Below are 19,739 nucleotides of genomic sequence, written 5' to 3'. Positions count from 1 at the left end.
GAAACGCTTTTGTCTCTTTATTACTTACTGCTTTTCGCCCACAATGATTTTCCGTAATCGGCCATGTGCCAATACCCGACAGACATGGCTCGCTGGCCGACTTAGCGGTTATAGCAGATTGCAGACGCTGAGTGCTGTGCTAATTAGTTACACTTAGGTCATGCAGAAAAAATTAAGTTTATTACCGTCTAAATCACGAAAATACCCGGCGTAAAATCCCTCTCCTCTAGGCCCTGCCGCACCTTCATCCGTTGCCCCCAACTCAATGGCTTTGGCATATAAGGCATCAACCTGTTGCGGGTTTTCTGCCATTAGTGCCACCATGACTCCATTGCCTACTGTGGCAACTTTGCCGTCAGCAGGTTTACTGATGGCAACACTAGGTTGATCTGGTGCCGTCGCCCAAGCTATAAATGTATCAGCTTCCATAAAACGTTTAGCGCCTAATTCTGCTAATAGTGCATCGTAAAATTTTGCGCTGGTTTCCATATCGTTTGTGCCTAAGGTTACATATCCAATCATTTCTATTCTCCATTTATTATTTAGTTAAGTTCAGAAAAATAATGACACAAAACTACTGTATATAACAACAGTTTTATTTTTTGGGGAGGTAAGTCAGTTTAGCCTAAATGCTTAGTTAAAATAGGCATACGGAATAAATCTAATATGGGCTGAGATGAAAGTTCAGCAGCTTTAATACCTAAATCCATCCACAATTCTTACCTATATAGCGACGTTTCAGTCGACACGCAAAAGTGAAAACACTTTAAGTTATTGAAATAATATTCGATATCTAAGGTCTATTTGTATGTAGCAAATACTATTTCTAGGAGTGTATATGTGTAGTTCACCTAAATCGACCGGTACAGTTCGCAGAAGTCGCGTCAAAGGCGTCTTTGAAGATATGGACCCAAGTACCCGCGCGAGTTTTGTTGCTAAAGCGAATGCAGCTCAAGAAAGACGCAGCGAATTAAAAAACGCTACTGCCAAGCGTAATCAAATGAACGCCTCTAAAAGTCATTCAAAAAAAGCAGCGACTAAAAATAAACCGCCAATTAAAGAAAATATCTTGTTAAGTTTTTTACACCGCATGGGGTATGCAGTTTAAGAACAAAAATCCTTGTCGACCAATAGCCTAACGGATTCATTATTCAAAGAAGTACAAGGTCTATTCTCCGGCAGATTCAACTTTAAACAACAAAAAACGCCAATTAAGGCGTTTTTATAGTTATGCTGCCAATCCGTTAGCTCGTAGCTAAATTATCCAAGCACCTAATTCAAAAACCAATACATTGATTACAAATATCGATTATTGAGCAATCACTTTAAACCCTATCGAGCTTGGATATTGTTCGCTGTGATAAAGCTTATGTTGTGCTTTAACATAGTCCTCTGCTTTAGCTTTAAAGATATTGTCGACGTATTTTTGTGGGTTCATATCCATAAACGGGAACATGCTACTTTGTACCTGAATTTGTAATTTATGCCCACGTTTGATGGTGTGCAATACATCCAAGAGTTCAAATTTAACCAGTGTTGGTTTGTTAGGTTCAAAGGGTTCTGGTGTGCTCATGCTGTTTCTGAAACGTCCACGAATAATGCCCCAACGAACTAACTCATGACGGTTACCCGTTTCTTTATCTACTTTATTAGTGGATTCATCCATACCGGGAAATACATCCACTAATTTAACTACAAAATCGCCAGCACTCTGATCGGTAGAAACCCACAGATTAATATCAATTGAGCCCGCAATGGTTTGATCTTCGGTTGCCACTTCGTCATTAAATACTAAAACATCAGAGCGACGAGCGGTAAAACGTTGATCTTCAGCCATATAAGGACGATCCCAACCACGACTTACTTTATCTGAGTGAGGAACAGGTTTGTTTGGATCACTGATATAATCGCTAGAACCACCTTTAGATTCTTTGTGATCTAGGAGTTTTTCATTAGCCCCCATATACAGCACCACATCTTTACCTTGTTTAGGAGGCCAAGTATCAAATTCACGCCAGCGGTTAGCACCGGTTTCGAACATAGTTGCTTGAGCTAAAGAGACTGCTTTATTGTCTTTGTCTTTTTTAGCATCTTTTAGATTTTGTTTGAAAAATGGCAGTAAAATTCTTTCTTGAAACCATTCACTGGTATTAAAACCAAACTGAGCTTCACCCATTTTGCTTCCATCTTTGGCATTCCACTGGCCGTGGTACCAAGGTCCCATGATGATATGAACATTGTCCTTTTTATTGCCCTTGGACATGGTTTGATAGGTTTCCAGTGGACCATATAGATCTTCAGTGTCATACCAGCCGCCTACAACTAAGGTCGCCGGTTTAACATTGTTAAGATGCTGTAATACATTACGCGCCTGCCAATATTCATCGTAATTGGGATGTTCAGTTAATTCATTCCAGAATGGACGTTCACCGTTAAAATAATTTTTGTTAACGTTACTTAATGGACCCAAGTTACGGAAAAAATCATAACCATCAGGCGTAATGGGATCCATACCTTTAGGCCAATAGGCAAACTGCCCTTCACGCTGTTTATCGAAAGTATCGAAGAAAATAAACGCCATAGGTGTAGAAAATGCACCATTTCGATGAAAATCATCATAAAACCAGTTAGCTATTGGCGCTTGAGGAGAAATCGCCTTAAGTGCTTTATGGCTATTGATAGCCGCTACTGAAGTATAATAACCGGGGTAAGAAGTGCCCCACATGCCCACTTTGCCGTTATTATTAGGAACGTTTTTAACCAACCAATCGATAGTGTCATAAGTATCTGTGGCATCATCGGTGGCTTTACCACCTTTATCATTTGCGTCTTGTGGGCGCATATTGACATACTCACCTTCAGACATAAATTTGCCGCGTACATCTTGAAAAACAAAAATGAAGCCATCTTTTTCGAAAATGTCACTTGGCCCTAATTTAGTTTTATATTTATCCGCACCATAAGGGGCAACACGGTAGGGAGTACGTTGCATCATCATTGGATATTCAGTTGATTTATCGTATGGGATGTAAACAGAGGTAAACAGTTTCACTCCATCACGCATAGGAATTTGATATTCATATTTAGCGTAATGAGAACGAATATATTCGGCTCTTTTATCTGGCTCTTTGGTATCTGCCGCTTGTGCGAATGTTGTCAACATGATGCAACAACACAAAGCAATGAACCCTAATAAGGTTTTCTTATTCATTTAGTTATCCTTTATGATTGAAGTGGCGACGTTTTTCGCCATACATTCAATACTACTATGGCTTGAGTTTGTATTCTAAGAGAAAAATGTTGAAGTTCATCACTATAGCGAACAGTTGTTAGCTAATTACCTCATTGGACTTTGCCTTGTAGTTAAACATAAGCTCTAAAGCTGCCCCTCGGAGTCGAGTGGAAACGTTTCGGTTTGTGGTAAAGAAAGTTTCGAGCTTTTAGCTTTTTAAAACTTAGGCTATGCACATTGGTATCTATGTTTTTTAACTAAATTCCCTCAATCATAGTAAAAACTCCCCAAAGGTTTTTATAGCCAAAGTTACAACAGTAACAGGAGTTATTTATGACCTACTTTTTATCAAGCAAACATGCCATTAGAGTGCTGACTGTGATTTTAGCGGCCGCGTTTATTAGTGGCTGTTCGTCAACCACTAAAAGTGAGCCAAGCTTGCCCATTAGCAACAACAGCCACTACATAAGCAATGATTATTACCAGTCTATTGATGGGGCCTGTGAACAGCAGGCAATGGAAATGGATAATTTTGCGCAACAATCTGGACAGCCGGCACAATATTTAGCTTCTGCTAACGCGATGTTGCGCTGTGTGAATGGCATTCAGTTTCCTAAGGGTCATCCTGACGCAGACAAAGCCTTACGTTTAATGGCGCTGTCGGTGCTAAACCTAGTGAAAGGCGGCGATATAGACGCGGCAAATGTTGCTCTAAGAAAAACCCAATCAAAATTCCCAAATAAGGACCTGTATTTCGCCGACTACAGCTCATTTTTTGATACCGCCACCGCTTTACTCGAACAACAAAAATTATCTCGCCATCAGTTGGCAGCTTTAAACATCAGTGCTGATTTACGGGCTGAAATTGAGCGTCAACAACACTGGCTAAGCCACTAACAGGAGTATGTGATATGAACACACCTAAAATTATGTCATCCCTTATTTTAACTATAAGCCTTAGTTGCACACACTTAGTGTTAGCCAGTGAAGGCAGAAACTGGGATCCCGTGGCTAGTGATAAGTTAATCAAGTTACCTGCCAACATTATTGAAAAACGTATCCAACAAGACTTCGAAGCCTCACCTATGGCCTTGCATTTAGTCGAGCTTGAGCAACATATGCAAGACAAACTTTCGCAGCTGAAATCTCTAGGAGAGTTGATAGCCGACAGTGAAGGAGAAGAATTAATTAATCAGCGTTTTGAGTTGGTACAACAAAAATCTGAGTATTTGGACTTAATGCAAGAGGCCCAAGGCCTGCGTCAAAACGCATTAACTAAAAAACAAAACTTATATGAAACTGTACTCGGGAAATTACGTAATAAAAATGGTCGAATTTCAAAAGACGAGGTGTATCAGCTTAAACAAAAACAAGCACAAGCCCGTGAAAGAATGCAAAACGTTATGGCTCAAGTAGATAGCAGTTTAATGCACAAAGGCCTAGATCAACGTTCACCCTATGCTGATGAATTTGCTTTGAACTTGGCAAAAGTAGAAGCCTTAAAAAATGCCATATCCGAGCACAAAGCTAATGCCTCCCCCACTTTGGGTGACGTAGAAGTGACCAGCGAAGAATATGTTCGCCAGTTGTTGATGCAAGCCTCTACCGAGCAATCACTGCTAGATCAAGAAGCCCTGATGTTTAGTTATATGGCGAAGTTGGTCGCCTTAGATGCACAGTCATTGGAATATGAAATCAGCTATGGCGATGAAGATACACAGTTAACGCAACGTAATCGCACTAAACCGGCAGATGTTGCCGACTTGTTTTTATAAAAGCATTTTTTAATAGGAAGCAACCATGAAAATCACACTTGTTATTGCCACTATCACCAGCTTACTTAGTACTGCATCTTTTGCGAATAGCTTGTTTAGCTTAGAAAATTTAGAAAGAGAACGAGCAGCATTATTAAATGCTCAGCTTGATAGTTCGCTGGACTTGGCACAACGTCAACAAAAGGTACAGAACATCTATCGTCGCTTGGTTGATATTGAGCGTATGGTGTTGCGTGACGACAGAGTCACGTCTAGCAATAGTGCGCTGGCACAAAATGCTTTTAACAAATACGAACTGACGTTTTTAGTGCATTCAAGCGCCGAAAAAAGCCAGCCACCTATGTCTCATTGGCTGTCAGAAGTGCACTTAACCACAAAGAGTATTTTATCTGCTAAAGCGGGTCACAGATAATGTTGGCTTTGAAAGCGCTGCCCTCAACCAGTAATGCAATCGGGCTATTTTTTGGCACTGGCATTATCTTGTTGGCAGTAGCCAGTTATCTCACGCAAATGCCGGTGTTAGATTTAGTGACTTGGTTACAGAACGTCTTTAGTTGGAGTTTTGTGATCATCTTCAGTGCTTTGTTTTCTCTGGCGGTGGTGGCAGGTGCATCCATTAAAGCCGGTAAAAACAACGAGTTTTTGTACGACGCTGGTTTACAAGCAGCAAATGGCATTTCGACATTGGCCTTAACCTTCACCTTGCTAGGTATCAGCTTAGGCATAGGCACATTATCAGAGCAACCACTCACGCCAAGCTCAGTGAATGACATTATTGGTGAGCTAACCAAACAATTTTCGATGGCTTTTATGACCACAGTAGTAGGCCTACCTAGCTCGGCTATTTTGCGTGCTTGGGTAAGCTTGCGATATACCAAAATTGAGAAGGAATAACCTATGAAAACCCTATTTTTTATTGCTGCACTACTTGGTTCAGTATATTTGATTTTGCAAACTCCAGCAGGCAAAGCCTGGATGGAAGAAAGTGAACCTGAATTAGAAATTCAACAAGAAGTCCCAAAAGTAGCAGACGTCAGCACACAAGTTATACAGTCGATCGAAAATAAAGTGAGTGAATTAGCTCAAAACTTTGGCCAAAAGCAACAGGCTCAAATTGATCAACTCGAAAACCGCATTGCCGAGCTTGAAAATGAGTTGATCATGGGGCGCATTGCACAAAAGCAACCACAAAATGCCTCAGATGGTGTTGTGACGTTACACCCATATAATCAGACCGAAGAAGCTTTGGAAACCTATACAACAGAGCAAAATAATAGTGTAAACACACCTAAACCAGCAGCACTTGCAGCTAACTCAAATAAGCAGTTACAACGCAAACGTCAGGCTAAGTTACAAGACATTGCAGATAAAATGGAAATGTCTTCATTACAAGCATTGGTAAACTGAGCCAGATGCACCTTTTGCAAAACAATAAATGGCCAGCGAGTTTTGTATTACGCAGCTTGTTGACTGTTGTTTTTATACTGTGGCTGGCAAGTGTGATGTCCCAATATGAAGATAATCCAATTGAAAAAAAGCAAAAAACTAGCGTCAAGCCACTACCTAAAAACATTATCCTCGAACAACTAACGTTGCCGCCTGTGCCAAAATCTAAGCCAACAACCAAACCACAAACGTCAAAAGTAGTCACAGTTGCAAAGCCTGTTCAGCAGTCGCCTGAGCCAGTCCTTAAAAAAGTAAAACAAACACCACCAGACGACAAACAGCAGATTGAGCAAGTCTACAAACAACTAAGCAATCAAGGGGTAGATATTCAAATTGCCTGGCCGCAACAATCCAAGCAACAGCAAGCAGCCCTAGACTTTATGTACCAATGTGCGGGTATGCAGTTTGCGGTATTAAACGGCAACATTCTTAATAAAGTCAATCACACAAAAGTTCATCAGATTAATTTAAGTAATTACAGTGACTGGATACGTGTTGCCCAAGGTAATTTGTCGAACAAAGAACAACATTGGTTGAATGCATATGCCTTAACTGGCACCGCCATAAGGTTGTTTCCACGGGAGATTGATTTTCGCTTATCACAACACTTAGCTAACACACTCAAAGGAGCACCACTAGTTAATCTAAGAGCAAACTATCAAGTGACTAATCAAACACTACTTCTAAATAATATCCAACTTAACAACCAAACGATAATAGGCAGTTGGGAGCTTTATCAGGGCAAGTGTGATTAACCTGAGGGGCAGAAACGAGCGATGAGCGGTCATACGATTAATACCTGCTGACTGTTTCAAAAACTGAATAAGCGGATGGTGACATCCGCCCGTATATACCCCGTCATTCCCGCGAAGGCGGGAACCTCCAACAACATCTATAGATTTCAATAAAGTATCTTATTTCCAAAGTTAAAATTGATTGAAATACACAAATATCATACTATTTTTAAAAGATTTAAATTGGCTGCACGGTAAATGTTAGTGGGTTCCCTCCTCCGAGGGAATGACGTGAGACTTATCAAGACATATATGGACACTCCCCCGAAGTCAACGCACAACTTATCTTTCTGGAAGGACTTATCAAGACACCCATATAGACTTATCAAGACACCCATATTAATATTTTAGTCATACAACTGAATGTTCGAATACTGCCCCTGCCCCTGCAGGATCAATGTGTACCCTGAACTTTTCACCATACAAGAGACTATGCAGTTAATAATGTGAATGCAGCATTAGTGCACAGACATATCCTTTTAATGCCTGTACCCTTCAACTTATTGGTTATTCGCTTTTTAAAGAATTGATGATGGAAAAACATGCACAGCACCCCCGATAAAAAGATCATTAGAGAAATTGTTACTTTTATAAAAAATCAAGAAAACACCTTACGTATTAATCACCCTTTTTTAGCGCAACAAAATGCCTTAGGCTTAGGGCTGCTTTTGCTGTCTGTATGTGGTTTTATTACTGCTGGTTGGTTGTACTTTAATGCAATTATCCCTGCATGGTGTTGCATTATTATTGCCGCTTTAAGTGCTTCTATTGCTCACGAAATAGAGCACGATTTAATTCATCATCAATACTTCAAGTCAAACCCAGCGATGTATCATTTTATGATGTTTATGGTTTGGATAATTAGGCCAAATACCATCAACCCTTGGTACCGCAAAAGCATTCATTTAAACCATCATAAAACTTCAGGTACACCTCAAGATATTGAAGAACGTTTAGTGGGAAATGGGATAAAGAGTCATTTGTTAAGACTCTTAGTGGTTTGTGATGGATTACTCGGGTTAATCATTCGCAGCAAACAGTTTTCTCGTGAAATTAAAGGTTATAGTTTTTTTAAAATATTAAACGCCAGCCTGCCCTTCGCCACAATTTATTACCTGACTATTTATAGCTTTTTACTTTTTCATGGTCTTAATTTTATTGTTGATAACACTGCGATTGTGATGACTCATCCTGCTTGGCTAATAACGTTGATGCAATGGATTAATATTGCAGTAGTGGTATGGGTAGCCCCAAACTTTTTACGCTCAGCATGCTTAAACTTTATAACATCATCAATGCATTATTATGGTGCCGGGTATAATTTATTACAGCAAACTCAGGTATTAAATCATTGGGCTTTTGTGCCATTCCAGTGGTTTTGTTTTAATTTTGGCAACACACATACCATTCACCATTTTGTACCTAATCAACCTTTTTATATTCGCCAAACAATCAGTAAACAAGTAAATGTATTATTGAAAAATAAGGGTGTGAAATTTAATGATTTGGCCAGTATCCTTGCGGCAAATTACTATAAAAACAGTGAGAATTTAGTTAACTCGCCCAAGTTATCAACATAGTAGTTATTTGAATGGCTTGGCCCTGACCGCAACAAAGCGATTTATCAAGACACCCATATTAATATTTTGACTCTAAGAACACTTAGATCCTGATTGGATGTGTAGCGCCTAATTGATTATGTACTTCATTTAGGATTCTGAATTCTAAGCATTTTCTTGGTAAATCTGCTATTGCGCACAGAATAATTCCTCAGTAAAATCCTCCGCGCGGCAATATTGGCCGCATACATAATGTTTTAATCTCAGGGCGGGGCGAAATTCCCCACCGGCGGTAACTTAACAATGAGTCACTCCTGATTTATTTTAAGGTAGCCCGCGAGCGCTCTTATTGGTTTTATTTAGCAATAGGAGGTCAGCAGATCTGGTGTGACTCCAGAGCCGACGGTTATAGTCCGGATGAGAGAGTTTAAGGCAATCCATTTTTTAGCGAACAGTTGAACGGTTTCCCCGTATCATAACTGAGGGCTAAACGAATCGTTTGTTTACAGAAAATAGCTTTCTGTATCTCTTTGCGCCCTGATTCTGGTAACTAAAGAGGAAATTTACCATGAGTCAGTCACTACTTAGTCAATTTGGAACAGCCTTTCAAAGGGTCGAGTCTGCAATAAATGCACTTCAATCCGGTAAAGGTTTATTGTTAGTAGACGATGAAGATCGCGAAAATGAAGGCGATCTTATTTTTTCAACCCAACATATTACTCAACAACAAATGGCAATGATGATCCGCGAGTGTAGCGGTATTGTTTGTTTAGTTTTAGAGCAAAGTGATGTGGATCGGCTTAACCTACCGCAAATGGTAGCAGTTAATACCAGCCGTAATAAAACAGCTTATACTGTTTCAATTGAGGCCAAGCATGGCGTTACAACAGGGGTTTCGGCAGCAGATAGGATCCACACGCTTAAAACAGCGGCCAATCCGCATAATAAAGCCGATGATCTTAACACTCCCGGTCACATATTCCCCCTTCTTGCTGATTCAGGTGGCGTACTTTCTAGAAGAGGTCATACAGAAGGGACTTTAGATTTGCTCAAACTTGCAGGATTAAATTCGAAAGGAATTTTATGCGAATTGACCAATAAAGATGGAACAATGGCAAGGTTACCTGAAATATGTCAGTTTGCCATAAAACATGAAATGGTAGTTTTGAGCATTGAAGATATAGTTAAATATCGTTCCTTGAACCTGAACCGTTAGTTAGTTTTGAATCAAGCCATTTGAAACAGTGGCTTGATTCACTTTTCAACCATAAAGTAAAAACGTTGAGATAAAACGATTAATTTGGACGATCACGATTTAGCTTTATTCTTCTAACTCAATCTCAGTACTAAATTTCACTGTCCGCAAAGATACGGAAGTATGGAACTTACGGATATTTAAATCAGTATGTAATACACGTTCGACAAAATGTTCATAACTCTGAATATCTTTCACCGTTACAACTAACATAAAATCGTAGCTGCCTGAAATTTGATAGCTCTGCGTCACTTCAGGGGCTTTCAATATCGACGTTCTAAACACTTGATAAATGTCCGCCCGATCTCGCTCCATTTCCACAGATACAATTAGGGTCATGGTATTGCCTGCCAATTCAGGGTTAATGATGGACACATCACCAACGATGACTCCTTCTTCCCTAAGGCGCTTTACACGCTTCAAACATGCTGGAGGGGATAACCCAACCAATTCAGCCAGCTCAATGTTTGGAATGCGATTATTTCTTTGCAGAGCGACTAAGATCCCCCTATCAATTCGATCAACCTTCATAATTTCTCATATAATCAACTTCACACACTTATATTTCTCAATTATTCACAAATAACAAATTTAAAGCATTAATACCACCACATAAGAAAATCCTAGAACATCGACAGCATGTAAAATAATTCCATAAAAAGCACCAAATGGAATAAATACATGCAAGCTGTCCAAAACTTCTTTAAGGAACTAACACGAGATATTTTAGATGTTACTTTCACTCTATTCAAAATAATGATCCCAATCATCATTATTATCAAAGTCATAGAAGAAATGGGTGGAATAGTTCTATTAAGCGAGTGGCTCAGCCCAATTATGGAATTAGTTGGCTTACCCAAAGAACTCGGTTTAGTTTGGGCTACAACTATTCTGACTAACATATACGCGGGTCTGATTGTTTTCATTAATCTGGACATGTCGCTCTCGGTGGCTCAGGTATCGATACTCGGTAGCATGATGCTCCTTGCCCACTCATTGCCAATTGAAGCCGCGATAGCTAAAAAAGCTGGTGTTAACCTCATCGCGACTCTTGTTATTCGAATTGGAGGCAGTTTGCTTCTTGCTTGGCTATTAAACATCAGCTATCAATTCGGGGATTTTTTGAATCAGCCAGCAGTAACTTTGTGGCAAACTGAAACCTCAACTGATACTAGTTATTTAGGTTGGGGCCTGGATCAAGTCAAAAACTTCGGCATAATTTTTGTCGTTATAGCTGCGTTGCTATTTACACTTAAAATACTGAAACTTTTAGGCATAGAGAAGTTGATGGCCATATTACTTAGACCATTCTTGCGAATACTAGGTGTCAGTAGAGAAGCCACCAATCTTACCATCATAGGTATTACACTAGGCTTATCTTTTGGTGGAGGATTATTAATTAGTGAGGCAAAGCGTGGTCACATTGCTGCAAGAGATGTGTTTACCGCAATTATGCTGCTTAATCTACTTCATAGCTTGATAGAAGATACCTTGCTTATCATGCTGATTGGTGCTGATTTCACCACTATTTTCTGGGGTCGACTAGTGTTTTCGGTGTTAGTCGTAGCGCTCATTGCTCAACTTACTAAGCGCTTAGACGACCACTTCTGCGAACGTTACTTTTATCGAAGTGTCGCTCAGTAAGAATAAAAGGGTCACCAATAAGTCAGCCGTCGATACCTCAGGGTCAGATCCAAATTAAGCATTGTTTTTGACTCTTCTCCTCCCAACTGATCTGCCACGTTTGCCTTCAGTGAGTCTTTTACTCGTTAAAGCTTCAACTTCCACTATAAATCGATCACTGCCTAACACCATGCTTTTGTATGCAGCAAAACGTATATCCTCTAACAATTATCTCTCAACCTGATGCCTAAACAATTCACGATACGCTGACCGCCGCTGTGCACCAGTCAGCAGTTCTCAATCAGCAGTAAACAATTTAGCGCGCACTGTAGCCCGATATTCTCGAGGTGAGGTAGCCAGTAGTTTTACGAACAAAGCGGTAAAATATCCCACATCTTGATAACCAATTTTGTCTGCTACTTCACTGACGTTTAGATTACTGGTTTGTAATAAATCCTTGGCAATTTCTATACGTACTCGTTGTAAATACTGCAGCGGCGTTTGCGCGGTGGCATTTTTAAAACGGCGGTTAAAGCTACGCACGCTCATATCAAAACGACTTGCCACCTCACTCAAGTTAATCTGGCGATTATAATTGTCTTGCATCCATATTTGCGCCTGCACTATATCTTCATCGGGGTGCTGTTTGGTGCTGCCTTCAAAATAACTGGTGTTTTCATAGGAGCGGCGAATTTCATGAGAGAAATTTCGCTCCACAAAACTGGCTATCGCTTCGCCATATAGTCGTTTAACAAAATGTACTGTGAGATCAGCCATCGCATTCACGCTGGCCGAGCAATATAAGTTTCCAGCCTGAGTAATGAAATATTGGCGCTTCAATTTTACCCTTGGATAGTCCCGTTGAAACTGATCAAAATAATGCCAATGAGTAGTGGCGGGTTTATCGTTGAGTAAACCCGCCTCGGCTAAGAAACAACATCCGGTGCCCACCGCAGAGATCATGGCGCCATTTTCATAAGCCTTGCGTAACCATTCTAAAAGTTCAGGGTGTTTTTTCACAATTGGTCTAGGGTTTCGCCACAGTGCTGGTAAGTAAATAATATCGCTGTTACCCGCCTCTTCCAGATCAGTGTCGGGACACAATGAAAAACCAATACTGGTTTTTATTGGTTGTTTGTTTATTGCTGTAGTTTGAATTTTCCAAGCTTCAACTTGGCTGCCACCTTTAGCACGAGCGGCACTTTCGGCGGCACGTAACATTTCAAAAGGCAAGGTAGTGCTGGTCGCCAACATATTGTCGCAAAGTAAAAAGGTAATTTTATGCACAAGTGGTTGAGTCATTTTTACTGAGTATTGGCTAAAGATATCGAAACATTGGCTAAAACACCACAACTTATGGCCAATATAACCCTGCCAGAACACAAACCAAGGCATTACACTGCTGACCATTCAAGTTTTTGGTATTTTACCTATGTCTTCATTACCCGTTATCGTTGGATTTGGTGGTTTTAATGCCGCCGGTCGCAGTTCATTTCATCACGCTTACAAACGTATGGTGATAGAGAGTTTACCAGCCGGTGAACGCCAAGAAACCCTGCTTGGTTTGGCCACAATGATGCAGTTAGTGCGTTGCGAAAACGGCATCTTTATTGATAGCAACGAACAATCTTTGACTCCAGAAGAAGTGGTTGAGCGTTTTTCGGAGCAAATTTTAAATTCCACACTTATTCGGAAAATTGAAAAAAGTCACTTTGATGTTGACGCCGTACACTGGCAGAAAAACATCTCAATGCGATCTTCTGATAAACAAGGTATTTGTTTTGAATTAACACGAAAACAACTGCCTGATCCTTTGCCTTCTAATTGGCAGATAAGTGATATCGATAAAAACAACGTTAAAATTGAAATTTTTGGCGATGTTGAATTCAAAACTGACAGTTACCGTGAATGCTCAGTAAAGGTCGCCGGACAACTCCCAAGCGGGTTTAACCCAGCAGATCATTACAATGCCCGCTTTCATCCTCGCGCCTTACAAATGGCTATTATGGGGGCATCAGACGCCATTCGTTCATTAGGCATAGAATGGAAAACGGTAGTTGATGCCGTCAAACCAGATGAAATAGGTGTCTACGCCAGTAATGCTATGTCGCAACTGGATGAGAACGGCTTTGGTGGCATGCTACAGTCCCGCCTAAAGGGTGGCCGAGTAAGCACTAAGCAGTGCCCCTTAGGTCTAAACACTATGCCAGCTGACTTTGTAAATGCCTATGTACTTGGTAGCGTTGGCCATACTAGTGCAATTGTCGGAGCCTGTGCCAGCTTCCTCTATAATCTCAGTGCCGCTATTGAAGATATAAAAAATGGCAAGCGCCGAGTGGCAGTAGTAGGCAATGCAGAAGCACCGATATTGCCAGAAATAATTGATGGCTATGCCACCATGGGCGCACTTGCCAGTGAAGACAATTTAAAACGTTTAGACAAAACCGAAACTGTTGATCACCGCCGAGCCAGTCGTCCTTTCGGAGAAAATTGTGGTTTTACTATAGCTGAATCTACCCAATACGTGGTGTTAATGGACGATGCATTAGCCTTAGAACTAGGTGCTGACATTCATGGCGCGGTTAGTGATGTATTTATTAATGCTGATGGCTACAAAAAATCCATCTCCGCGCCCGGTCCAGGCAACTACATCACTATGGCTAAAGCCGTATCTGCGGCCCGCGCTATTGTTGGTGACGAGTCGGTTCGCGAGCGTTCATTTATTCAAGCTCATGGTTCAAGTACACCTGCTAACCGCATCACAGAATCGCGTATTTTTCATGAAGTAGCTAAGATTTTTGATATTCAAAATTGGCCCGTCACTGCGGCAAAAGCTTATGTGGGCCATCCGTTGTCACCCGCTAGTGCCGAACAGCTAGTAGTGAGTCTAGGCGTGTTTAAACATGGATTAATTCCAGGTATTAAAACCATAGATAAAGTAGCAGACGATGTTTTTGATGAACGCTTGAACATATCATTAACAGATATTGATAAAGGCGCGGGTAATGTCGACGTGGCGTTTCTAAACTCCAAAGGCTTTGGCGGCAACAATGCAACTGCTACCTTATTATCACCACAAGTTGTCAATACCATGCTAGCCAAGCGTTACAGCGCTGAAGATATTGCCAGTTATGAGTCACGCCGCGAACAAGTTCGCCAAAAAGCAAATGCTTATGACCTATCAGCCAGTCAAGGTAACTTTGATACCATTTATCATTTTGGTCAGGATCTTATAGACGAGAATGAAATTCAAATGACAGATCAAGAAATTCGTATTCCCGGATTTGCCAACCCTATTGACTTAAACATGACAAATCGTTTTAAAGATATGATTTAACTAAAAGAAGAAAGAAGATCAGGCTAATTTAACCTGATCTTTTTTTTAAACGTAACTTAGTCAAAGCGCGTAATACCGCGTTAGTGATACTTTTTCAAATTCATGCAACCCAGAGTAAGCTTCTTTAAACCACATCCATCGGGCTGAATACTTCTTTATTAGTATTGCTTTGATAAAAATCACTCCATATCCTCATTTTTTTCTGCAAGATTTCCTGTTCCCCCCTAAGTCACGTTATGATGGCAAGCTGATTAATTATAAAAAAAGGGACGGAAGTACTTTGAATATTGTTATAAAAGCTAGCTTGTTACTGGTTATAGGCTTTGCTTTTACGGTTAATGCTGCGACACCTGTGACAAATTTATCGACTGAATTGTCAATGGAGATCATCGACAAAGTCGATCTGCAAGATACAGATAGATTTGATGACTTTTTGACTCAATTGCTTTTATCAAAGTTAATTTTACAACAAGAAACAGTAGTCCTCGCCATTAAGAAGTACCGCGCGAAAGAAAGCTTGCAAGACACTGAACTGAATCAGTTACAACGTTTATTAGGTTTATATACTAGAGCTCAATACGGTCAAGAGGCCATGCAAACCCTGGCTCAGTTAGTTGCCATACCGACCTTTAGAGTGGAAGGTCTTGAGCAACATGATAATCCACAGTTTCATAAAATGGCCGATGCAATAGCCGCTATAGCTAAGGATTTTAACTTAGCCTTTCGAAACATCGACAATCGAGTATTTGAAGTCTCTCTTAAAGGCAGTTCGAAAGAGGTAGTAGGTATTCATGCTCACGCCGATGTTGTACAGGTTAATCCGTCGTTATGGGTGTTAGACGATGGCACTAAGCTCAATCCTTTTAAACTCACTCTGATTGGCGATCGTATGTATGGCCGCGGTACCGAAGATGACAAAAATGGCATAGTAGTATCCTTGTACGCAATGAAAGTGATCCAAGAAGAAAACATTCCATTATTACGCAATTTCAATTTATTAATTGATACCACAGAAGAAACAGCATCAGACGCGATACCTTATTATTTTGCACGTAACCCAACGCCTAATTATAACTTGGCTTTGGATGGCGGTTACCCTGTCGTTATTGCAGAAAAAGGCTTTGGTATCATAATGGCTGACTTTGCAGCGCGAGCAGGTCAGGCTAACCAAGCTGCTACGGCAGAAATAGTAGACATTACTGGTGGTTTAGCTATCAATCAAATTCCAGCGGCAAGTGTGGCAAAAATTACCAGTCCAATGCCGACCACCTTAGCGAATAAACTCAATAAATTGGCAGAAACTTTTATTGCAGCCAATGCTGGTAACTTCTCAATCAATGCTATTGCTAACCCACAAGGTGTTGAACTGACTGTTAAAGGCGTTTCAGCTCATTCATCGGAGCCTGAGTCTGGTGTGAACCCTGTTTCCCGAATGTTTGCTTTTATCAACTATGTGCAGCAACAAGATGCGATTTTAAAACATAACCACATTACTGATGCAGCAGGCTACATTACAGATAATTGGGGGTTGGGCTACCTTGGAAAAACAATGGGTATTGATTTTTCACATGAATTTATGGGGCCACTGACCAACGCTGTGACTCTTATTAAACTTGATGATTCACGTTTACAGCTAGGTGTTAACTTACGTATTCCAGTAGGTCGCGAAACAGACCCATTCAAACAAGATATTTTGGATAAATTAGCGATATGGCAAAAAGCCAAAAACGTTAAAGTCGACTTTACGGTTTACCTAGGTAAGCCTATGTATCGCAATCCCCAAGGCCCTTGGGTAAATGCCTTGTTAGATGTAGCCACCGAAAACTTATCGATGCCTCGTGAGTTCGGCTCTTCTAGTGGCGGCACATCAGTGCATAACTTACCCAATGGGGTACAATTTGGATTAGCCATGCCAAATGAAAAATACAGCGGGCACAATGCTAACGAATTTAAACGCGTAAACCAGTTTCTACTCGACCTGCAAATTATTACTGAAATGATTGCAAGAATAGGGCAAATGCCTAGTTTAGAATAATCTCGATTTAAACTGTTGTGATCAGCATAATATAAGCATCAACTTTGCCGATCATTAAAAATAGATGGAAGCGCAGACACATTTAATTCTGACTACGCTTCCCAATTAGGCTCAGGATTTTCAAAAAACCTTTAAATATAAATCCACCCACCATTTGCTTGTTCTTTGCTAATTTTCCAAGTGCGCTCTAGTGCCAGTGCCCCTGGAATAACTTGATCAGGGGTTTGATTAGCACTTATTTCAAGTCCAGGAACAAATAATTGGTGTAATCGTCTAGCGGCAATATTGTTATGTGGTTGCATATTTACTTTGCCTAAACCATCAGGGTGTTCTGCCGACACACTGTTACCTAAGCCTCTATAGGCTAGCAAGGGTTTATCAACCCTAGCGCGCATTAGCAAGCCCATATCACTCCATTCTGGCGGGACACAACAAAGAACTCTTGCAGCCATAGCGACATGTATATTTTTTTGTTGGGCAAAACTACAAAGTTTTTGAAATTCACCGGTTTCTACCCACCACCCACCAAGTATGGCTTGCTGGGCATCCAGCTGACCGCTGGCAAATCGCCAAATCACGGTACCTGACTTTAATTGATGTTCTTGGGGAGAAATCATGCCACCCGTTTTCGGGTAAGCGATTGCATTACCATACTGATCAGTAAGTAAAGCCTTACGGGAGTCTATGCCCATCGCTTGCTGGCGGGAGCCCGTTTTAGTAAATGCTGCAGAATTAACAAACATGGTGTTCTCCATAACAATCAGATAGTTAAATTTGTATGCATCATAGCGATTGTAAATTAACCAGTCTATTGATTGATAAACTATCAACAACAAAAAGTTAGAAGTTAAAAACTGATTTAAGCTTGTTATGCCCGATACTTTTATTAATGGCTTATAACGGGCACCATCAATTTACGACCAAGTATAAACGAATCGATAATCGCTACCCCCCAACAAATTAATAATAGAATAGTTGCGATATGTGCTGGGTCACCTGCACTGCCGTTAAGTTGCGAAGATATTTCAGCCATAAGACTGTTTACATTTAAAGGGATGTCACCACTTACTATTCTTTCACTAATATCATTAGCAATTTGCACTGCATAGGTGAGTAATACATACAAACATCCTACAGAAAACAAAGTAAATACGGCTCCCCTTAGTTTACTTTTCAAATAAAAATGACCACAACCTGGAAAAACAAGGGCAGATATTAACGCTGCTTTTGTTGCTTTATGCATGTGAAACCTCTGTGTAATATCCCATCATTTATGTTAAACACCCTATTTCAAATGACTTATAGATAAGCGCGCAAACTATTGACAAGTTAAACATCTGATAGTTGCCTGCCGTTATAAACATTAGCCCATGATGGTGCATTAAATATGCCGCAAAAGAAACCGCGGCAACGGTTGGGCTAGCCCACTTTCTAGATCCTTCATTTAAACAATCCAAGTTTGTTGTATCGATTAGGGATAGCGTTTATTCTTCTTATAGACAGTTAGAGGTAATATGAAAGACGGATTTTTAACATTAACAACTCGAATAGGTGACTTTCTAAACGTCACTCAAGATGGATACGCGATTTTTTCGGCCGACGATATTTTAATAGGATGCAATCAGGCCTACGCCGATCTGATGTTTATTGATTTCGAGCAAATTATTGGTAAGAGTTTTAATCAACAATGTCGAATTGCCTTTAAAAACCAGCAAGGTCCTAAAATTGAGACCGCAGATATTGAGCAATGGTTAGAGGTCGCGCAAACCAAAAGGCGGGCTCAAGAGTTTCGAATATTTGAAGTGGACCTTGTTGATGGACGCTGGTTTCTGATGTCTGAACAAGTATTACCCTCTGGCGAACTCTTGCTACAAGCAAAAAATATTACTAAGCAAAAGGTCGTTGAACAGACACTGTCTAAAAATACTCATCAATTAACGAGTTTGGCGTTAACCGATGAACTCACCAAAATTGCCAATAGACGTAGCTTCATTAGCAATGTCAAATCTGAAATCAATCGATATAAAAGAAATAAGCAAACATTTACTTTTTGTTTATTAGATATTGATTACTTCAAAAAAATCAATGACAAACATGGTCATCAAGTGGGTGACAATGTACTCCGTCAATTGTCAGCACTAATAAAAAAGACATTACGCGAATATGACCAATTTGGGCGTATTCGCGGTGAAGAGTTTGGTATTTTATTACCTGACACAACCGCCTTAAAAGCCGATGATATTATAAACCGATTACGTAGTAAAATTATGGACACGACTTTTAATCATCACAACAATCCAGTGAATATTACTCTATCGATAGGAATAATTGAAAGCTGGTTCGGTTGTACTTTTGAGCACCTTTACAATCAATCGGATATAGCTTTGTACAAGGCAAAACATAATGGCCGCAATCAAGTCGTCATGGTGGCTCCCACACAATCTACTATAGAAACTGCGACTGCAGAATCGAAAAAATGAACATTTGTCAGCAATAAATTATCGATTACCTCTGGATTCTTATAAGACAGAGTAATTTGAGCAGCGTATTACTTATCATCTTTCCGTTCAGTCATTTCCCCACAAATTATGAAAACAATAACGTTTTTCTTATTCTTTCTATAAGAAGCAGAATATAGAAGGAAAATTTACAGGCTGTTATACCAATCCGCATAAAGAAGTGA

19 protein-coding genes and 1 riboswitch are annotated in these 19,739 nt (G+C 40.2%); of the genes, 13 read left to right on the top strand and 6 right to left on the bottom strand.

The genetic code is table 11. The annotated features are described in order from the left end of the window. Positions 1-153 precede the first annotated feature (153 nt). Positions 154-522, bottom strand: coding sequence for a VOC family protein (locus tag GARC_RS15845; protein WP_007621989.1), 369 nt, complete (start codon positions 520-522; stop codon positions 154-156). Between the two features lie 316 nt (positions 523-838). Between GARC_RS15845 and GARC_RS15840 the strand changes: the two genes are divergently transcribed. After that, positions 839-1,108, top strand: coding sequence for a hypothetical protein (locus GARC_RS15840; protein WP_007621987.1), 270 nt, complete (start codon positions 839-841; stop codon positions 1,106-1,108). A 201-nt stretch (positions 1,109-1,309) separates the two neighbouring features. Here GARC_RS15840 and GARC_RS15835 read toward each other — a convergent pair whose 3' ends face one another. Continuing rightward, positions 1,310-3,211, bottom strand: coding sequence for a CocE/NonD family hydrolase (locus tag GARC_RS15835; protein WP_007621986.1), 1,902 nt, complete (start codon positions 3,209-3,211; stop codon positions 1,310-1,312). Positions 3,212-3,565: 354 nt separating this feature from the next. Here GARC_RS15835 and GARC_RS15830 point away from each other — a divergent pair, with 354 nt between their 5' ends. The 8 genes from GARC_RS15830 to ribB all read left to right on the top strand — a co-directional run bounded on the left by GARC_RS15830 (position 3,566) and on the right by ribB (position 10,022). Continuing rightward, positions 3,566-4,129 (top strand): outer membrane protein assembly factor BamD, encoded by a 564-nt coding sequence (locus GARC_RS15830; protein ID WP_007621984.1) that lies wholly within the window; start codon positions 3,566-3,568, stop codon positions 4,127-4,129. Positions 4,130-4,143: 14 nt separating this feature from the next. Further along, complete coding sequence (locus GARC_RS15825; RefSeq protein WP_007621983.1) at positions 4,144-5,007, top strand: hypothetical protein; 864 nt, start codon at positions 4,144-4,146, stop codon at positions 5,005-5,007. 25 nt (positions 5,008-5,032) lie between these two features. Beyond that, positions 5,033-5,419: a hypothetical protein gene (locus GARC_RS15820; RefSeq protein ID WP_007621982.1), complete on the top strand. Its 387-nt coding sequence runs from the start codon at positions 5,033-5,035 to the stop codon at positions 5,417-5,419. Next, positions 5,419-5,901, top strand: a complete 483-nt coding sequence (locus GARC_RS15815) for a hypothetical protein (protein WP_007621981.1) — start codon at positions 5,419-5,421, stop codon at positions 5,899-5,901. Before GARC_RS15820 ends, GARC_RS15815 begins: the two co-directional genes overlap by 1 nt. 3 nt (positions 5,902-5,904) lie before the next feature. Next, positions 5,905-6,414: a hypothetical protein gene (locus GARC_RS15810; RefSeq protein ID WP_007621980.1), complete on the top strand. Its 510-nt coding sequence runs from the start codon at positions 5,905-5,907 to the stop codon at positions 6,412-6,414. Positions 6,415-6,419: 5 nt separating this feature from the next. Continuing rightward, positions 6,420-7,208 (top strand): hypothetical protein, encoded by a 789-nt coding sequence (locus GARC_RS15805; protein ID WP_007621977.1) that lies wholly within the window; start codon positions 6,420-6,422, stop codon positions 7,206-7,208. A 581-nt stretch (positions 7,209-7,789) separates the two neighbouring features. Continuing rightward, positions 7,790-8,827 carry a fatty acid desaturase gene (locus GARC_RS15800; protein ID WP_007621975.1) on the top strand — a complete coding sequence of 346 codons (1,038 nt, stop codon included), beginning with the start codon at positions 7,790-7,792 and terminating at the stop codon, positions 8,825-8,827. Positions 8,828-9,061: 234 nt separating this feature from the next. Next, positions 9,062-9,239: riboswitch (FMN riboswitch) on the top strand. A gap of 135 nt (positions 9,240-9,374) precedes the next feature. Further along, the gene (gene ribB / locus GARC_RS15795) at positions 9,375-10,022 is read left to right on the top strand and encodes a 3,4-dihydroxy-2-butanone-4-phosphate synthase (protein ID WP_007621973.1); all 648 of its coding nucleotides are present in this window, start codon (positions 9,375-9,377) and stop codon (positions 10,020-10,022) included. Positions 10,023-10,127: 105 nt separating this feature from the next. On the opposite strand, the gene GARC_RS15790 is transcribed toward ribB, so the two are convergent. Next, positions 10,128-10,592: an Lrp/AsnC family transcriptional regulator gene (locus tag GARC_RS15790; RefSeq protein ID WP_007621971.1), complete on the bottom strand. Its 465-nt coding sequence runs from the start codon at positions 10,590-10,592 to the stop codon at positions 10,128-10,130. A 150-nt stretch (positions 10,593-10,742) separates the two neighbouring features. On the opposite strand from GARC_RS15790, the gene GARC_RS15785 reads away from it, so the two are divergent. Next, a complete protein-coding gene (locus GARC_RS15785) occupies positions 10,743-11,705 on the top strand; it encodes a hypothetical protein (RefSeq protein WP_007621969.1) in 963 nt (320 codons plus the stop codon). A gap of 276 nt (positions 11,706-11,981) precedes the next feature. Here GARC_RS15785 and GARC_RS15780 read toward each other — a convergent pair whose 3' ends face one another. Further along, complete coding sequence (locus tag GARC_RS15780) at positions 11,982-13,079, bottom strand: GlxA family transcriptional regulator (protein ID WP_007621965.1); 1,098 nt, start codon at positions 13,077-13,079, stop codon at positions 11,982-11,984. 37 nt (positions 13,080-13,116) lie between these two features. On the opposite strand from GARC_RS15780, the gene GARC_RS15775 reads away from it, so the two are divergent. Next, positions 13,117-15,021, top strand: coding sequence for a beta-ketoacyl synthase (locus GARC_RS15775; RefSeq protein ID WP_007621963.1), 1,905 nt, complete (start codon positions 13,117-13,119; stop codon positions 15,019-15,021). 280 nt (positions 15,022-15,301) lie between these two features. Further along, positions 15,302-17,056 carry a dipeptidase gene (locus GARC_RS15770; RefSeq protein ID WP_007621962.1) on the top strand — a complete coding sequence of 585 codons (1,755 nt, stop codon included), beginning with the start codon at positions 15,302-15,304 and terminating at the stop codon, positions 17,054-17,056. 131 nt (positions 17,057-17,187) lie between these two features. Here the strand turns inward: GARC_RS15770 and GARC_RS15765 are convergent, their stop codons facing one another. Then, entirely contained in the window at positions 17,188-17,799 is a 612-nt protein-coding gene (locus GARC_RS15765) for a hypothetical protein (protein ID WP_007621961.1), read from the bottom strand. Between the two features lie 143 nt (positions 17,800-17,942). Continuing rightward, entirely contained in the window at positions 17,943-18,299 is a 357-nt protein-coding gene (locus tag GARC_RS15760) for a hypothetical protein (protein ID WP_007621959.1), read from the bottom strand. 271 nt (positions 18,300-18,570) lie between these two features. Between GARC_RS15760 and GARC_RS15755 the strand changes: the two genes are divergently transcribed. Beyond that, positions 18,571-19,536 carry a sensor domain-containing diguanylate cyclase gene (locus GARC_RS15755; protein WP_007621958.1) on the top strand — a complete coding sequence of 322 codons (966 nt, stop codon included), beginning with the start codon at positions 18,571-18,573 and terminating at the stop codon, positions 19,534-19,536. Positions 19,537-19,739 lie beyond the last annotated feature (203 nt).

It is taken from the genome of Paraglaciecola arctica BSs20135, from assembly GCF_000314995.1.
GTDB lineage: Bacteria > Pseudomonadota > Gammaproteobacteria > Enterobacterales > Alteromonadaceae > Paraglaciecola > Paraglaciecola arctica.
Note: the sequence above shows the minus strand (reverse complement) of the source record. Positions and strands in the feature narration are given on the sequence as shown.

Bases quoted from the DNA above. Each gene is read 5' to 3' on its own strand.
- GARC_RS15785 (WP_007621969.1), top strand. From the start codon at position 10,743: ATGCAAGCTGTCCAAAACTTCTTTAAGGAACTAACACGAGATATTTTA.
- GARC_RS15820 (WP_007621982.1), top strand. From the start codon at position 5,033: ATGAAAATCACACTTGTTATTGCCACTATCACCAGCTTACTTAGTACT.
- GARC_RS15765 (WP_007621961.1), bottom strand. From the start codon at position 17,799: ATGTTTGTTAATTCTGCAGCATTTACTAAAACGGGCTCCCGCCAGCAA.
- GARC_RS15840 (WP_007621987.1), top strand. From the start codon at position 839: ATGTGTAGTTCACCTAAATCGACCGGTACAGTTCGCAGAAGTCGCGTC.
- ribB (WP_007621973.1), top strand. From the start codon at position 9,375: ATGAGTCAGTCACTACTTAGTCAATTTGGAACAGCCTTTCAAAGGGTC.
- GARC_RS15815 (WP_007621981.1), top strand. From the start codon at position 5,419: ATGTTGGCTTTGAAAGCGCTGCCCTCAACCAGTAATGCAATCGGGCTA.
- GARC_RS15845 (WP_007621989.1), bottom strand. From the start codon at position 522: ATGATTGGATATGTAACCTTAGGCACAAACGATATGGAAACCAGCGCA.
- GARC_RS15800 (WP_007621975.1), top strand. From the start codon at position 7,790: ATGCACAGCACCCCCGATAAAAAGATCATTAGAGAAATTGTTACTTTT.
- GARC_RS15830 (WP_007621984.1), top strand. From the start codon at position 3,566: ATGACCTACTTTTTATCAAGCAAACATGCCATTAGAGTGCTGACTGTG.
- GARC_RS15835 (WP_007621986.1), bottom strand. From the start codon at position 3,211: ATGAATAAGAAAACCTTATTAGGGTTCATTGCTTTGTGTTGTTGCATC.
- GARC_RS15755 (WP_007621958.1), top strand. From the start codon at position 18,571: ATGAAAGACGGATTTTTAACATTAACAACTCGAATAGGTGACTTTCTA.
- GARC_RS15810 (WP_007621980.1), top strand. From the start codon at position 5,905: ATGAAAACCCTATTTTTTATTGCTGCACTACTTGGTTCAGTATATTTG.
- GARC_RS15805 (WP_007621977.1), top strand. From the start codon at position 6,420: ATGCACCTTTTGCAAAACAATAAATGGCCAGCGAGTTTTGTATTACGC.
- GARC_RS15825 (WP_007621983.1), top strand. From the start codon at position 4,144: ATGAACACACCTAAAATTATGTCATCCCTTATTTTAACTATAAGCCTT.
- GARC_RS15775 (WP_007621963.1), top strand. From the start codon at position 13,117: ATGTCTTCATTACCCGTTATCGTTGGATTTGGTGGTTTTAATGCCGCC.
- GARC_RS15790 (WP_007621971.1), bottom strand. From the start codon at position 10,592: ATGAAGGTTGATCGAATTGATAGGGGGATCTTAGTCGCTCTGCAAAGA.
- GARC_RS15780 (WP_007621965.1), bottom strand. From the start codon at position 13,079: ATGCCTTGGTTTGTGTTCTGGCAGGGTTATATTGGCCATAAGTTGTGG.
- GARC_RS15760 (WP_007621959.1), bottom strand. From the start codon at position 18,299: ATGCATAAAGCAACAAAAGCAGCGTTAATATCTGCCCTTGTTTTTCCA.